The 16,278-nt window shown below is 48.2% G+C and carries 11 protein-coding genes and 1 tRNA gene; all 12 read left to right on the top strand.

The features are described 5' to 3' along the window. Positions 1–62 precede the first annotated feature (62 nt). Positions 63–138: transfer RNA gene (locus JWF83_RS17675), tRNA-Phe, on the top strand. A gap of 826 nt (positions 139–964) precedes the next feature. Next, positions 965–2,368 (top strand): mannose-1-phosphate guanylyltransferase/mannose-6-phosphate isomerase, encoded by a 1,404-nt coding sequence (locus JWF83_RS17670; protein WP_413651716.1) that lies wholly within the window; start codon positions 965–967, stop codon positions 2,366–2,368. A gap of 14 nt (positions 2,369–2,382) precedes the next feature. Beyond that, on the top strand, positions 2,383–3,768 hold the full coding sequence (locus JWF83_RS17665; RefSeq protein WP_413651715.1) for a phosphomannomutase CpsG: 1,386 nt from the start codon (positions 2,383–2,385) through the stop codon (positions 3,766–3,768). 8 nt (positions 3,769–3,776) lie between these two features. Further along, positions 3,777–4,562 (top strand): ABC transporter permease, encoded by a 786-nt coding sequence (locus tag JWF83_RS17660; protein WP_413651827.1) that lies wholly within the window; start codon positions 3,777–3,779, stop codon positions 4,560–4,562. Positions 4,563–4,565: 3 nt separating this feature from the next. Continuing rightward, positions 4,566–5,858, top strand: a complete 1,293-nt coding sequence (locus tag JWF83_RS17655; RefSeq protein ID WP_413651826.1) for an ABC transporter ATP-binding protein — start codon at positions 4,566–4,568, stop codon at positions 5,856–5,858. A gap of 7 nt (positions 5,859–5,865) precedes the next feature. Then, on the top strand, positions 5,866–7,986 hold the full coding sequence (locus tag JWF83_RS17650) for a methyltransferase domain-containing protein (RefSeq protein ID WP_413651714.1): 2,121 nt from the start codon (positions 5,866–5,868) through the stop codon (positions 7,984–7,986). A 2-nt stretch (positions 7,987–7,988) separates the two neighbouring features. Next, positions 7,989–11,087 (top strand): glycosyltransferase, encoded by a 3,099-nt coding sequence (locus JWF83_RS17645; protein ID WP_413651713.1) that lies wholly within the window; start codon positions 7,989–7,991, stop codon positions 11,085–11,087. A 45-nt stretch (positions 11,088–11,132) separates the two neighbouring features. Beyond that, entirely contained in the window at positions 11,133–12,173 is a 1,041-nt protein-coding gene (gene gmd, locus JWF83_RS17640; RefSeq protein WP_413651712.1) for a GDP-mannose 4,6-dehydratase, read from the top strand. Beyond that, a complete protein-coding gene (locus JWF83_RS17635; RefSeq protein ID WP_413651711.1) occupies positions 12,173–13,069 on the top strand; it encodes a GDP-mannose 4,6-dehydratase in 897 nt (298 codons plus the stop codon). Before gmd ends, JWF83_RS17635 begins: the two co-directional genes overlap by 1 nt. Then, positions 13,069–14,208 (top strand): glycosyltransferase family 4 protein, encoded by a 1,140-nt coding sequence (locus JWF83_RS17630; RefSeq protein ID WP_413651710.1) that lies wholly within the window; start codon positions 13,069–13,071, stop codon positions 14,206–14,208. Before JWF83_RS17635 ends, JWF83_RS17630 begins: the two co-directional genes overlap by 1 nt. 7 nt (positions 14,209–14,215) lie before the next feature. Next, positions 14,216–15,337, top strand: a complete 1,122-nt coding sequence (locus JWF83_RS17625; protein WP_413651825.1) for a glycosyltransferase family 4 protein — start codon at positions 14,216–14,218, stop codon at positions 15,335–15,337. 40 nt (positions 15,338–15,377) lie between these two features. Then, the gene (locus JWF83_RS17620) at positions 15,378–16,166 is read left to right on the top strand and encodes a metallophosphoesterase family protein (protein ID WP_413651709.1); all 789 of its coding nucleotides are present in this window, start codon (positions 15,378–15,380) and stop codon (positions 16,164–16,166) included. Positions 16,167–16,278 lie beyond the last annotated feature (112 nt).

The raw sequence follows: 16,278 nt of genomic DNA, 5'->3' as shown, positions 1-16,278 counted from the left end.
AGCGTATTTTTAACAGAAAGCCGTTGACGGCAGACGGCCTTTACGGTTTAATGCGCCCCGTTGCCCGGATAGCTCAGTCGGTAGAGCAGGGGATTGAAAATCCCCGTGTCCTTGGTTCGATTCCGAGTCCGGGCACCATTTTTAAAGAAACCAGCCTGATGGCTGGTTTTTTGCTTTCCGGGGCGCCGCTTTGTTCGCTTAACTGATGCCCCCCCCTCGCTGTCCGGGGCAGAAAGCGAAAAAAAGGATTATTTCCCCTGCAACTGCCAGGTAATTATCTTAATTTCTAATTAAAAAAACTTTATTCGCAGCTGTTTTTTTACCCTCGCGATGAGAAAAGTCATCAACAAAGATATCGCATTATAACCCCCCTCCCCAGACTGCCACTCCAGTATATACTGGCACTGAAGAGCAGATCGCGGAACTAATAAATATCGCTACCCACATCCGCAGATAAAAATCTCCCCCAAAAAACCAATTACCATAGATAATAAACACTTAGAAAAAACATCAAAAATAAAAAATGCCCGACCCGTCACGATTTACATAAATAGCTTATTAAACTTTACCGGCATTCTTTACCATTACCCTTTTCTGGGATATTTATATGTTATGCAATTAGCACAAGAATTAATTAATATTTTAGCAATTGGTTGCTGTAAGCCAGGGGCGGTAGCGTGAATATTGCTTTCAGGCAGCACAAACCTTCCGCCAATAATGTGTTGACTATGCAGCGATAAAATAAGCCTGGTTACATCGAACCATGGCACTAAAGCAACGATATAACGCAGCGGTAAAATCATCAGCGTTAAGACCAGAATAAAATTAACTTCTATTGAAGATATTATACAGCAAAGAAGCAGACTGTGCGGCCATTAGCCATTAATTATCATTAAGTATAGCAAGTTAGATTCACTGATTGTATTGCAGATCACTTTATCCAGGACTTAAATAAGGATAAACAATGTTATTACCTGTAATTCTGGCAGGTGGCACCGGTAGTCGTTTGTGGCCAATGTCGCGTGAACTTCATCCGAAGCAATTTCTGCGCCTGCACAATATGCATTCAATGTTGCAAGAGACACTCAAACGTCTGGAGGGTGTTGAAACCGATGCGCCGGTGGTCATCTGTAATCAGGACCACCGTTTTATCGCCGATGAACAACTGCTGCAAATGGGGATATATTCACATAGCATTATTCTAGAACCGATTGGCCGCAATACCGCGCCAGCGATTGCGCTGGCGGCACTGCACGCGGTCGCCTCGGGCCATGATCCGGTAATGCTGGTACTGGCCGCCGACCATATTATTACCGATGTCGCGGCGTTTCACTACGCCCTCGCGGTCGCTCTGCCCTATGCAACACAACAAAGTTTAGTGACTTTTGGCATCACGCCCAGCGCGCCGGAAACCGGCTACGGTTACATCCTGCGTGGTGAGAAGTGCGGAGCTGATGGTCTGGCCTGCCGCGTACAACGCTTCGTAGAAAAGCCGAATCTGACTACGGCGCAAAATTACCTGAATTCCGGAGAATACTTCTGGAATAGCGGTATTTTCATTTTTCGCGCGCAACGCTACCTGGAAGAACTGGGTAAGTTCCGTCCTGATATTCTTCAGGCCTGCCGCCTTGCCTGGCAAAACAGTGAATTTGATAAAAACTTTATTCATATTAACGCCGCCGCATTCCGCCATTGTCCCGATGAATCTATTGACTATGCGGTAATGGAAAAAACCCATGATGCCGTAATGATCCCCTTAGATGCTGGCTGGAGTGATGTGGGCTCCTGGAGCGCACTATGGGAAGTGAGTCCAAAAGATGATGCCGGTAATGCGCTGACTGGCGATACCTTTTTGCATAATGTGCATGACTGCTACATCAACACCGATGAAAAACTGGTTGCGGCGATTGGCGTCGATAACCTGGTAATTGTGAACACCAAAGATGCGGTATTAGTGATAAATAAACCCAACGTCCAGGATGTCAAAAAAGTTGTTGAAAAGTTGAAAAAAGATCGGCGCAGTGAATACAGAACGCATGCAGAGATTCATCAACCATGGGGAACTTGCGATCTGTTGTCTGCTCAGAAATATTGCAATGTAAACCGTATTACGCTCAACCCGGGGAAATCCTTATCTTTTCAGCTGCCCGCTCAGGACAGAGAACACTGGGTTATTCTGACCGGCACGGCGAAAATAACCAGCGGCGATCAAACGATTGTCCTGTGCGGGAACCAGTCAACATTAATAACCGGCGGTGAAATTTATTGTCTGGAAAATCCTGGAAATACGCCTCTGGTGCTTATTGAAATACAGACAGCGTCATCTGGCAGAGACGATGAAAATATTCGTATTCAGGGTCACAGATAATTTCCGGGGGGTGCATGAGTCAGTTAATGAATTGCTTCAAAGCCTATGATATTCGTGGTGAGCTGGGCGCGGAGCTGAACGAAGAGATAGCCTGGCGTATTGGTCGCGCCTACGGTGAATATTTGCAGCCACGACATGTGGTAGTAGGCGGCGATATGCGACTGACCAGCGAAGCACTGAAACTGGCCGTGACGCGGGGACTGCAGGATGCTGGCGCGGATGTCTACGATATAGGCATGACCGGAACAGAGGAGGTTTATTTCGCCACTTTTCATCTGCAGATGGATGGGGGCATTGAAATTACCGCCAGCCATAATCCAATCAACTACAACGGCATGAAACTGGTAGGCGCAGGCGCGCGACCGATCAGCGGCGATAGCGGATTGCGTGCGATCCAACAACTGGCGCAGGATCGCTATTTCCCCGCGATTAAAGCGGCCAGGCGCGGTAGCTATCAGCGTATTTCCCTGCTGGAAGCCTATGTCGATCATCTGATGGGCTATATCAATCTGACCCATTTCAGTCGCCCAATGAAGCTGGTGTTCAACTCTGGCAACGGTGCCGCTGGCCATGTGATTGACGAAATCGAAAAACGCTTCCGCCAGGCTGAGGTGCCAGTACAGTTTATCAAAGTGCATCACCGGGCAGATGGCAACTTTCCTCACGGCATCCCCAATCCCCTGCTGCCGGAATGCCGCCAGCCGACAGCCGACGCGGTTCGCGCCACTCAGGCGGATATCGGCATCGCCTTTGACGGCGATTTTGACCGTTGCTTCCTGTTTGATGAACATGGCGACTTTATCGATGGCTATTACATCGTTGGCCTGCTGGCGGAACTGTTCCTGCAAAAACAGCCGGGGGCGCGCATCATCCACGATCCCCGCTTAACCTGGAACACCATCGATATTGTGCGCAAGGCGGGAGGCGTGCCGGTGATGGCGAAAACCGGCCATGCCTTTATCAAGGAGCGTATGCGGCAGGAAGATGCCATCTATGGCGGCGAGATAAGCGCGCACCACTATTTCCGTGATTTTGCCTATTGCGATAGCGGCATGATCCCGTGGCTACTGGTAGCGGAACTGCTGAACCTCAGGCAATCGACGCTGAGCGCGCTGATTGCCAGGCGGATGGCCGCTTATCCGGCGTCGGGGGAAATTAACCGCAGGCTCGACGATGCGCCGGCGCGCATTGAAGCCATTCGTCATCGTTACGCCAGCGCCGCACGCAGCATCAACTTCATCGACGGCATCAGTATGGAGTTCGATAACTGGCGCTTCAACCTGCGCTGCTCTAACACCGAACCGCTGGTACGCCTGAATGTGGAAGCAAAAGGGGATGCGCGCCTGATGGCGGAGAAAACCGCTGAACTGCTCAGCCAACTGGATGGTACGCACGCATGATTATCCCTCTGTTAAACGGTCTGAGCCGCTATCGCGGTTTTATTACCGACAGCATCAAACGTGACTTTCAGTCGCGTTATCAAAGCAGTTTTCTTGGCGTGTTATGGCTGGTGCTGCAACCGGTGGCGATGATCGTGGTGTATACGGTGATTTTCTCGGAAATTATGCGTTCACGTTTAGCCGGTATGTCAGGGCCTTTCTCCTACAGCATCTACCTGTGTTCCGGCGTGCTGACCTGGGGATTATTCACCGAGACACTCAATGGCCTGGTAAACGTGTTTATCGCTAACGCCAACATACTGAAAAAACTCAGTTTCCCGCGTATTTGTCTGCCGGTTATTGTCGCCAGTTCGGCATTTATTAACTTTCTGATTATTTTCACCCTGTTCATTATTTTTCTGTTGCTGATCGACAGCTTTCCTGGCTGGTCACTATTGAAGGTATTACCGATTCTGGCGATCCAGATGCTATTCACCATTGGGCTGGGGATTATCCTCGGCGTAATGAACGTTTTCGTGCGTGACGTCGGGCAATTCGTCAGCATCGTCATCCAGTTCTGGTTCTGGCTGACGCCGATTGTCTACGTCGGAAAAATTCTGCCGACATGGGTGCAGGAGATCCAGGCGTACAACCCAATGGCCATCATCGTGATGGGGTATCAGAACATTTTTGTCTACCACACCGACCCCGACTGGAAATCCCTCTCCGCAGTCTTCAGCGTCGCCATGCTATTGGTAATCCTTGGCTGGACGATGTTCAGGAAACATGTGGCCGATATTGTGGATGAATTATAAATGATCAGTATTGCGGTAAATAACGTTGGCAAAGCCTATAAATACTACGCTTCCAAATGGTCGCGCATTGCAGAAAAGCTGCAGCCAGGTAATGCCGGGCGCCACACCAAAAAATGGGTGCTGAAGGAGATCTCCTTCACGGTACAGGCGGGCGAATCGGTCGGCATTGTCGGCGTCAACGGTGCGGGTAAAAGCACGCTGTTAAAGCTGCTGACCGGCACCACTCAGCCCACCTGCGGGAATATTCAGATCCATGGCCGGGTGGCGGCGTTGCTGGAGCTGGGGATGGGGTTCCATCCGGATTTCACCGGCAGACAGAACGTTTATATGGCGGGTCTGATGATGGGGCTGGGCCGCGATCAGATCAGCGTAATGATGCCGGAGATCGAGCGTTTTGCTGATATCGGCGACTATATCCGCCAGCCGGTGCGCATCTACTCCAGCGGAATGCAGATGCGCCTGGCGTTCGCCGTCGCCACCGCTGCGCGCCCGGATATTCTGATTGTCGATGAGGCGCTGAGTGTCGGAGATTCACGCTTTCAGGCCAAATGTTATGCGCGCATCGCAGAATTTAAGCAACAGGGCACCACGCTGCTGCTGGTGTCGCACAGCGCCGGTGATATCGTCCGCCATTGCGATCGCGCGATTTTCCTGAAAGACGGCGTTATCGGTCTGGACGGCACCGCGCGTGACGTCACCAATCGTTATATGGACGAGCTGTTCGGCAAGCAGGAAAAGGTGCACGCCGTTGCGGCGGCTGACGTAGCGCCGGAAACGCCACTGGCGGACAATCAGGGAGACGTGTTTCATACCCGCCATGGCTACCGCCCGGAGGAGTATCGCTGGGGACATGGCGGCGCACGTATTATCGACTATCAGATTAGCAGCAATGGCGTGCCATACCCGGTAACCATCGACAATGGTGCGCAAACCGACGTCTATCTGAAAGTGCAGTTTGACGTCGATTTTGACAGTGTAGTGCCGGGCATATTGCTGAAAACCCTCGACGGCCTGTTCCTGTATGGCACCAACTCCTTCCTCGCCTCGGAGGGCCGCGAAAATATTGCGGTGGCTCGCGGCGAGGTGCAGGTATTCAAATTTTCATTCCCTCTTCATGTCAACAGCGGCGATTACCTGCTTTCACTGGGTATTTCAGCCGGTAACCCACGGGGGAATATGACCCCGCTGGATCGCCGCTACGATTCGGTGATGCTGCATGTCAGTAAGCACATGGAGTTTTGGGGGGTGATCGACCTGAATGCCCGCTTCGAAAGTTACCCTAAAAAAACAGGTTAAATCGATTATGAGCCAAACGTTATCACAGCGGGTTACTGCTCTGCCTGAAGTTTATCAGGCTATCTATCGCCACCCGGAATGGGATCGGCAGGCCGCGCGCGATTGCCAGCCGCGGCTGGAGGTAATTAGCGACGTCTGTCAGCGGCTGTCCGCCGAGCTGAAACGCCCACTGCGCATACTCGACCTCGGCTGCGCGCAAGGCTTTTTTAGCCTGAGCCTGGCCAGCCAGGGGGCGACAGTGACCGGTATCGATTTCCAGGCGGAAAACATCGCGCTCTGCCGCGCGCTGGCGCAAGAAAACCCGGAGCTGTCGGTCACCTTTATTCAGGGACGAATTGAAGAAATGATCGCGGAGCCGCCGCCCGGCCAGTATGACCTGGTGCTGGGGTTAAGCGTGTTTCACCATATTGTCCATCTGCATGGTTGGCCGCAGGTGCAGCAATGGCTCGCCCGGTTAATGGACGCGGTACAGGTGGCGATTTTCGAACTGGCGCAGCAGCAGGAACCGCTCTATTGGGGGCCTTCACAGCCGGACGATCCGCGCAGCCTGATCGAACACTGCGCCTTTTATCATCAAATTGCAGCGTTCGATACCCATCTGTCGCCGGTTCACCGTCCGATGTTCGTCGCCAGCAACTACTGGCTGCTGCTGGGCGATATCTGCTGGCGTTTCGATGAATGGCGAAATTATCCGTATCGTGGCGTGTATCGGGAAATGCACTATGGCAGCCGCCGTTACTATTTCAGTGACCGGTTCGTCGGCAAACTCATTGATTTCACTTCGCCGGACAACCGCATACCAGCAGAAATCCTCGATCGCAATAAGGCTGAGCTCTGTCAAGAGGTGAACATACTACAGCATCCGCCAGCGGGCCTTTACGTACCACAGCTGTTCGCCCACGGCAAAGACCAGCATCAGGGCTGGCTGCTTATGTCACGTCTGGAAGGGGAACTGTTGTCCGAACTGCAAATGACGCACACGGAGTTTAGCGTCGATAAAGTGCTGGCAGATATATTACAGCAGACGGCGGCGCTGGAGCACGCCGGCTTGTACCACGACGATATTCGCGTCTGGAACGTGATGTACAACAACCAGCAGCAGAATTTCATGCTGATTGACTATGGTTCCATCAGCGAAGTGCCGCAAGATTGCGTCTGGCCGCACAATATTTTTCAGGCTTTTTTTATCTTTGTGAACGAATTGTTGATCCCCGGCCTGGTCCATCCCGGTGCGGCGCGGCCAGTGTTGCTGAGTCCGTTCCATCTGTCGCCCCCCTATGCCAGCTGGTTATATGCCTTCTGGCAAACGCCGGTAGCCGGATGGAGCTTCAGATTGCTGGCTGACCTGTTCGCCTGCCGCGCATCCCTGCCGGCTCCCGACGTCAGCCAGAATGGCCTCGAGGCCTGGCTGAAAGCACAGGAGTTACATCTGCTGCAGCAGGCGCAGCAGAATACCGATCAGAGCCGGCAGCTGGCGGCGCTGGTGCAGCAGGAACAACCGACGGACGCAGATCGTCTGGCTCTTCTTGAGCAGCAATGTCGGCAACTGGAAAATGGTTACCAGCGCTACGAGCAAACATTACAGGATTTGTCGGTACACCTGGCCGTGGTGGGAAAAGAGGATCTGCCAACAAGGGAAGGTGGTAAATATTATTATCTCTATCTACAAAAGAAAAAAGAGTTAAACGAATTTAAAAGAAAGTTTAGACAACAGCACTCACAGGAAATAAAACTCCTGCAAACCATAGAAGAGATGGAACATGATGCCTGGCTGGCAAGACATGAAGTAGCGTTAATATACCAGAGTCAATTCTGGAAAATAACATCTCCGCTGAGATTTACGTTTAGATACACCAAAAAATTTTATCTTTTCTGCAAACACTTCGACAGAGAAAAATCACCAAAAATATTATTTATCTTTATCCTCAATAAATTAGACAAGACCCCTGATTTAAAGCACAGATTAAAATCCATTGCAAAGAAAATTGGGCTTGGCAATACCATACGCAACATTATCTATAAAAACACCGACCCCAAAAACAATATAGTACCGAACAACATTTCGGAATCTGCAAGAATGATTTATAGCAGAATAAAAATATATAAGTTTAATGAAGACAAGGATTAATAATGCGTATAGTAATTGACATGCAAGGATGGCAGGGATCCAGCCAAAAAAGGGGCATAGGACGCTATACAATCTCATTAATTAAAGAATTCGTACAAATTAATAAAGCAGATGAAATAATACTCAGTTTTAATGGCGCATTCAAAGAATCAATTAAATATTTTCGCCAGATAGTAAAAAATGGTAATTTCAAAATTACAACATGGTTCCCTGTTGCACCTGATTCATGCTCCTTTGAATCAAACAAATGGAACCACGAGGTCTCTGAGGAAATATATAAAAACTTTCATAACTCACTGGCACCAGATTTTTTACTTATCACCAGCATGTTTGAAGGGCTGGGTGACAATTGCATTATTGACATTTCTGAAAAGAGAAATTACCTGACTGGCGTAATACTTTATGATTTAATTCCGTTTATACACCCGGATATTTATCTGGATAATGATGTTCTGCGAAACTGGTATGATACGCAATGCAACCATCTGAAAAAAAGTGATTTTTTATTAAGCATATCAGCTTCGGCACGCAACGAGGCGACAAAACATCTCAACTGGGATGAAACAAAGGTCATCAACATATCTGCCGCGGCAGATGATATATTCCGCCCAATTATTGTAAGCGATAGAGAAAAAAAAGAAATAGAGAACCGCTTATCTATCAGAGACAACTTTCTCATGTTTACCGGCGGCGAAGACCCCCGAAAAAACATGGAAAAACTGATTGAAAGCTATAGCCTGTTACCCGCTAACATCAGAGAAAAACATCAGTTAGTGATTGTTTGCTCGATAACTGACGGAGCCCGGAGCAGGCTATATTCCCTGGGCAAGTCGCTTAACCTTCAGGAGGGGCAACTGGTGATTACGGGTTATGTTAGCAATAATGACTTAGTCACCTTATATAATTTATGTCATGCATTTATTTTCCCTTCGTGGCACGAAGGATTTGGTCTTCCGGTGCTTGAAGCCATGCTTTGTGAAAAGCCTGTTATTACCAGTAATGTTTCAAGCCTGCCTGAAGTTATTAATTACAAAGATGCGCTATTCGATCCCACAAACCAAAAAGATATCGCCGATAAAATGCATATGGTTTTAACGAATGATAACTTCAGAGAACAATTCCTTCGCCATAGCAAAGAACAAGTCAAAGTATTTAGCTGGAATATCTCCGCGCAAAAGCTAGCCAACGCCATAAATCAGTTTATTAGTAGCAATCAAAAACCCACACTTAACATTAAGCACAACGACGCCGGCGGGAAGATAAAAAAACGACTTGCTTTATTTTCGCCAATGCCTCCCGAACAAAGCGGCATTAGCCATTACTGTGTTGAATTACTCCCCAGCCTTGCCAGATTTTATGATATTTCAATCGTTCATGACAATGCAGAGGTTATACAATACTGTAAAAAAAATGGTCTTAAAACCGTTACGACTAACGATTTTAAAACCAATGCATCATTATATGACAGAGTTGTGTACCAGTTTGGCAACTCATATTTTCATCAACATATGACAGAGTTATTACAAGCCTACCCTGGCGTGGTAATTTTGCATGATTTTTTCCTTTCCGGCTTGTATAACCACGCGGTGAGCCTTCCCAATTCTTACAGAACATTCAATGATATACTGTATGAATCTCATGGTTATAATGCTGTGATATGCAATAACGAGCATGTAAATAATGAACCGGCAATCGTCAAATACCCCTGCAATAAACTTGTATTTGAAGCAGCAAAATCAATTATCTTTCATTCAACGTCAGCAATAAACCTCACAAAGAAGTGGTATGCACACCGATATCTCAGCAAATTAAATTCGGTACCACTCTTGCGAAAAAACGCGAGGTTTCTGCAAAAATCCGAAGCCAGAAAAAAACTCAACATTGATACTGAAGAGATAGTTATCATTTCACTTGGCTTCCCGGCGCCAACCAAATTAAACCATTTAATTATAGAATCCTTTGATATGGCGAATATTTCCCATAAAAAGACCAGGCTGGTATTTGTCGGACAAAAATCTGAAAGTGAGTATGCAAATAAACTTAATCAGCTTATTGCCGATAGTCGTGGTAAAAATAGCATTTTCATAACTGGCTGGGTGAGTGAAGACCAATATAAACTTTGGCTGAATGCGGCAGATATAGGCATTCAGTTAAGAACCATGTCACGTGGTGAGACCTCAGCCACCGTACTTGATTGTATGAACTATGGACTGGCAACTATTGCCAATGCCCATGGCAGCATGAGTGAGCTGGACCCTTCTGCGGTGGTTCTACTTAAAGATCAGTTTACGGTTGCTGATCTTAAAATTGCCATTGAAAAACTTGTGGCAGATGAGGTATTAAGAAACAATCTTGGCGAGCAGGCAAAAAAGGTTATTGAAAACTATCATGCACCTGATTTTTGCGCCAAAAAATATCATGAAATAATAGAAAAAACCTATCTCAATGATGAAGAAAAGATTAATTATAATCAATACAAGAGCAGTATTTTAGTGGCAAATGATTCACAGATGCAGCACCTCGCCCAATCATTAGCCAATACATTTCCGGCTAATAGAGACGACAATATATATATCGACATAACATTATCACAACAGTTCGGTATTTCTAATGAATTACAAGACTTTCTTTTCACTTTATCTGAAAACATACCAGAAAGTATGAGAATAGAACCTGTTCGCTTTAGCAAATCCGAATTCATTAAGGCCATGAGTTTCTCATCAAAAGTATTTGATATCAGTAGATTAACTATAATTGAAAATCCAACCGGTGTGGTGAGCGGTGCTCATTTTATTATTTACAATCCAACCGCTGAACACTTACTCAATATTGCTGACTATTGTTATATGTTATCAACCGCTAACCGCATTACCTTCCTGTTTTGGGAGGAGGATATAGTTTTTACTGAACAATGGTTAGCCAAATTAGCCAAAAAAGATCATGAAATCATTATTGATTTATTGAGTATTGGTGACGTTTGTTTTCCCGATAATATCATTGAGACATCACCAGCCACTATAAATAACCACGCCCCTCTGACCAGAAAATGGCAGATAAAACATCTTTCAGCAGAAACATATCCCCGACAACTCATTGGGTAAAATTAAACTGCATAAACATAAAGTTGCAATCAGAGAGGGTCATCTATGTCGCGGAAAATCGCTATCATCACCGGAATCACTGGCCAGGACGGCGCCTATCTCGCGGAATTATTGCTGAGTAAGGGTTATCAGGTCTGCGGCACCTACCGCCGCACCAGTTCAGTTAATTTCTGGCGTATAGAAGAGTTAGGGATTGAAAAAAATCCCAACCTGCAACTGGTTGAATATGATTTAACCGATCTGTCGGCCACCCTTCGCCTGTTACAAGACAGCGGCGCCACAGAGATTTACAACCTGGCCGCCCAGAGTTTTGTTGGCGTCTCCTTCGCACAGCCGATCACCACCGCCGAGATAACCGCGCTGGGTACCCTGAACCTGCTGGAGGCGATTCGCATTGTTAATCCGCGCATCCGTTTTTATCAGGCTTCAACTTCAGAAATGTTTGGTATGGTCCAGGCCGTGCCACAGCAGGAAGATACCCCCTTTTATCCGCGCAGCCCGTACGCCATCGCAAAGTTATACGCACACTGGATGACCATTAACTATCGCGAAAGTTACGGTATTTTTGCTGCCAGCGGCATCCTGTTTAATCACGAGTCGCCACTACGCGGCCGTGAGTTTGTCACGCGCAAAATCACCGACGCCGTAGCCAAAATAAAACTGGGAAAACTGGATGTGTTAGAGCTGGGTAATCTGGACGCCAAACGTGACTGGGGCTTTGCCAAAGAATATGTGGAAGGTATGTGGCTGATGTTGCAGGCAAAAACTGCAGACACCTTTGTTCTGGCCACCAACCGCAGCGAAAGCGTGCGCGATTTCGTGACCATGGCCTTCCGGGCGGCAGGCTATACCCTGCAGTTTAGCGGCAAACAACAGCAGGAAGTCGGCATTGATATTGCCAGCGGAAGAATCCTCGTACGCGTCAATGCGAAATACTTCCGCCCCGCAGAAGTGAATCAGCTGCTCGGCAACCCGGCGTACGCCAGAGACATTCTGGGCTGGCAGCCGAAAACCACGCTGGAAGAGTTGTGCCAGATGATGGTGGACCAGGATCTGCGCCGTAACCAGCATGGGTGCTCTTTCTGATGTCTGGTATCGGCAAACGTGCCCTGATAACCGGCATCCACGGCTTTACTGGCCGCTATATGGCCAGGGAACTGGCTGCCGACGGATACCAGGTTTTCGGACTGGGGCGACAACCGGCAAGCCAGCCAGATTATTTCCAGCTGGACTTGCGCAATGCTGACCGCCTGACTGAGGTGCTGAAGCAGGTCAGACCGCATGTGGTGATTCATCTGGCGGCTATCGCCTTTGTCGGTTATGGCAACGCCAATGCATTTTATCAGGTCAACGCAGTTGGCACGCGCAATCTGCTCCAGGCGCTCTGCCGTTGCGCTTCTTCGCTGGATGCCGTGCTGATTGCCAGTAGCGCCAATGTTTATGGCAATAATCAGGCAGGTAAACTGAAGGAAAATACCCCGCCGAACCCGGAAAACGATTATGCCGTCAGCAAGCTGATGATGGAGTATATTGCTAAATTATGGATGGATAAATTGCCGCTATTTATTACCCGGCCATTTAACTATACCGGCGTCGGTCAGGATAATAATTTTTTACTGCCGAAAATCGTCAGCCATTACCGCAATAAATCGCTGACCATTGAGTTGGGGAATATCGATGTCTGGCGCGACTTCACAGACGTGCGCGCGTTGGTCAGGGCTTACCGGCACTTATTGCAGGTAAAACCACTGGGCGAAATAATCAATATTTGTTCCGGCAGCATGTATTCACTATCTGAGATAGTCGCACTGTGTGAAAAAATTACCGCTCATCATTTACAGATTAAAATTAATCCCGCACTGGTTCGGCAAAATGAAGTGAAAACTTTATGTGGCGATGCGACGAAATTACAGGCCCTGCTTAACGACTGGAAGACACCGCCGCTGGAGACGACATTGCGCTGGATGCTGGAAAGCGAATAATGAAAGTTATCTTAGGCACCGACCCGATTAAATTTCCGTTAACCGGAATTGGTCGTTATACCTGTGAACTGGCACATGGTTTAATGCAGCAGGCTGAGATAGAAGAGTTGTGGTTTCTTCATGGCCGCACTCTGCAACATCAGCTTCCCCGGCAGCAGGAAAGCCACCCTTTTCCCCGTGGCATGGCCATGACGCAACGGCTGCAAAAGAATCGGCTCGCAGCTGAACTTTATCGTCTCACCGCGCCATGGCTGAAAACGCAGGTTTTGCGTAAACACCCTGATGCGATTTATCACGGGCCAAATTTTTATCTGCCCCCCGGAGTGGACCATTGCGTCGCGACATTTCACGATCTCTCGGTATTTACCTGGCCGCAATGCCATCCGCCAGAGCGGGTGCGATTTATGCAAAAAGAGTTACTGCAGACCATCAAACGTGCGGCCGTCCTGATTACTGACTCTGAGTTTACGCGCCGGGAAGTGGCGCAATATTTTAATCTGCCGCTGACGAAAGTATTTTGCGCCAGCTTAGCCAGTAGTGAGGAATTTTACCCGCGTCAGGCCGCCGGCGTGAGTCAGGTTATCGCCGGTTATGGCTTAACTTTCAACCAGTACTGTTTATTCACCGGTTCAGTAGAACCGCGTAAGAATATTGAGACACTATTAAATGCTTACGAAAAGCTGCCGCCTGCGCTACGTCTGACGGTTCCGCTGGTGATTATTGGTTTTAGCGGCTGGGGGAGTGAGGCGTTGCATTATCGTTTTCAGCACGCACAGGCGGCAGGCTGGCTGCACTATGCCGGCTATGTTAACGCTGCCGACTTGCCTTGTTTATTCGCCGGCGCCAGAAGTTTTCTTTTCCCCTCATTGTATGAAGGCTTTGGTTTACCGGTTCTCGAAGCCATGGCCTCCGGCGTACCGGTGGTCTGTTCTGACAGTGCTTCTCTGCCTGAGATAGTCGGCGACTGCGCATTGATGTGTGCGGCAAAAGATGTTGAACAACTCTCGCAGCTGATTCAGCGAAGTATTGAAGATGAAGCCTGGAGAGAACACGCCAGCGCCAGCGGTCTGGCGCGTTCCCGGCTATTCTCCTGGCAACGTTGCGCGCAACAAACCCTCCACGCCTACCGGCAAGCCTGAGATTATTATGTTGAAAATCCTGCACTTCTATAAATCATATTATCCGGATTCTTTTGGTGGCATTGAACAGTTTATTTTTCAACTCAGTGAGGCCGGCATCAGCCGCGGTATCGTTTCAACCATCTTATCGTTAAGCAGTCGCACTGATATTGATCAGCGGCTGATTGGCTCTAATAACGTGCATTACGCCACAACCAATTTTGAGATTGCCTCGACGCCATTTTCGTTCGCGGCAATTGCCCAATTTAAACAGTTAGCCGCCGAGGCGGATATTATTCATTATCACTTCCCCTATCCTTTTATGGATATGGTGCATTTCATTACCCATGTTAACAAAACCTGCGTGGTAAGTTACCACTCGGATATTGTCAAACAGAAATTAGCGCTGAAAATATACACCCCATTGATGAACCGCTTTTTGCGTTCGGTAGATTGTATTGTGGCCGCTTCACCAAACTACGTCACCACCAGCCCTACCCTGCAAAAATTCCTGCCAAAGGTAATGGTTATTCCTTACGGTCTGAATAAAAATTTATATCCGGAAGCGGATGAAAAACATCTTCACCGATGGCGCCAGCGGCTGGGCGAGCGCTTTTTCCTGTTTATTGGCACCTTTCGTTACTATAAGGGGCTGCATATTCTGCTTGATGCCCTTAAAGAGACAGGTTTCCCGATGGTTATCGTTGGCGCCGGCCCCATTGAAGCGAAACTGAAAAAACAAGCCCGTAGACTGGGGCTGGAGAATATCTATTTTCTCGGCGCACTGCCCGACGAAGATAAAGTGGCGCTGCTGCGGCTGTGTTATAGCGTGGTATTTCCTTCACATCTGCGTTCTGAAGCCTTTGGTATAACCCTGCTGGAAGGCGCGATGTTTGGCAAACCGATGATATCCAGTGAAATAGGCACCGGGACCACCTATATCAATATTGATAAACAAACCGGGCTGGTGGTACCGCCTTCTGATGCGGCAGCATTACGCGCCGCGATGGTCGCCCTGTGGAACAATCCGCTGCTCGCCGGTTATTACGGTGAGAATGCAGCAAAACGTTTCCAGGCGCTGTTCACCTCAGAGCGCATGGCAGAGAGCTATATTGCCCTTTATCAGCATTTGATGAAACGTCATACCTGACCGTCAGGCAGGCCACCATTTTTGCAACAGGTGTAACAAAATGAACCGTCGTGAATTTATTTTACTCACCTCCGGCATCCTGTTGACGGGATGCGATGACGCCGGCCCTTTTTCCTCTCCCCCAATCCTGCGCTTTGCTGTCGCCTCAGATGGTCACTACGGTGAACCCAACACCCCTTCCGGACACAATTACGCCACGCTGGTCTCGGCAATCAATGATTTTCACCGTAAAAATCATCTTGATTTCTGCCTGATCAACGGCGATATCGTTCATGACAATCAGGCATTTTTTATCCCGGCCAGGGCTTATCTTGAGCGTTTGCAAATGCGCTATCTGGTCAGTAAGGGCAATCATGACAAAGTGACTGAAGATGAGTGGCGATCCATTTGGGGTTTACCGGCAAATTTCGCGTTCACCCTCGACCAGCACGCTTTTCTGATTCTGACGACATCCAATGAGCAGGGTGCGTGGTTATGTCCGGATCTGGGCTGGCTGCAACAGACGCTTTATACGCACAGAAATAAAAAGAATATTTTTATCTTTATGCATATTAATCCGGCGGCGCAAGCCAAATTTGCCGTCGATTGCCAGCAAATCATGGCGGTGTTAGCTGAATACCCCAGGATACGCGCGGTATTTAATGGCCACGATCACGATCAGGACAACGTACTGGTTAAAAATAATATTCCATTTATCTTTGACGGCCACTTTGGCGGTTCCTGGGGCACTCAATACCACGGTTTTCGTATTGTTGAGATCAGGGCAGATAATACGTTACTCAGCTATATGATGAACCCGCAGATGAAAATCAATCAATTCCAGTTATAAAGGTCTGTTCGCCGCCGGGCACCAAAACCACTACATATTCGCTATAAGCCATGCACAGAAAGAGTAGCGAAATTGTTTGTTATGCAATATTGATTGCAACCTGAACGCCGGT

The sequence above is a fragment of the Pantoea sp. B65 genome (assembly GCF_047308185.1).
In the GTDB taxonomy this organism is placed as follows: domain Bacteria; phylum Pseudomonadota; class Gammaproteobacteria; order Enterobacterales; family Enterobacteriaceae; genus Erwinia.
Note: the sequence above shows the minus strand (reverse complement) of the source record. Positions and strands in the feature narration are given on the sequence as shown.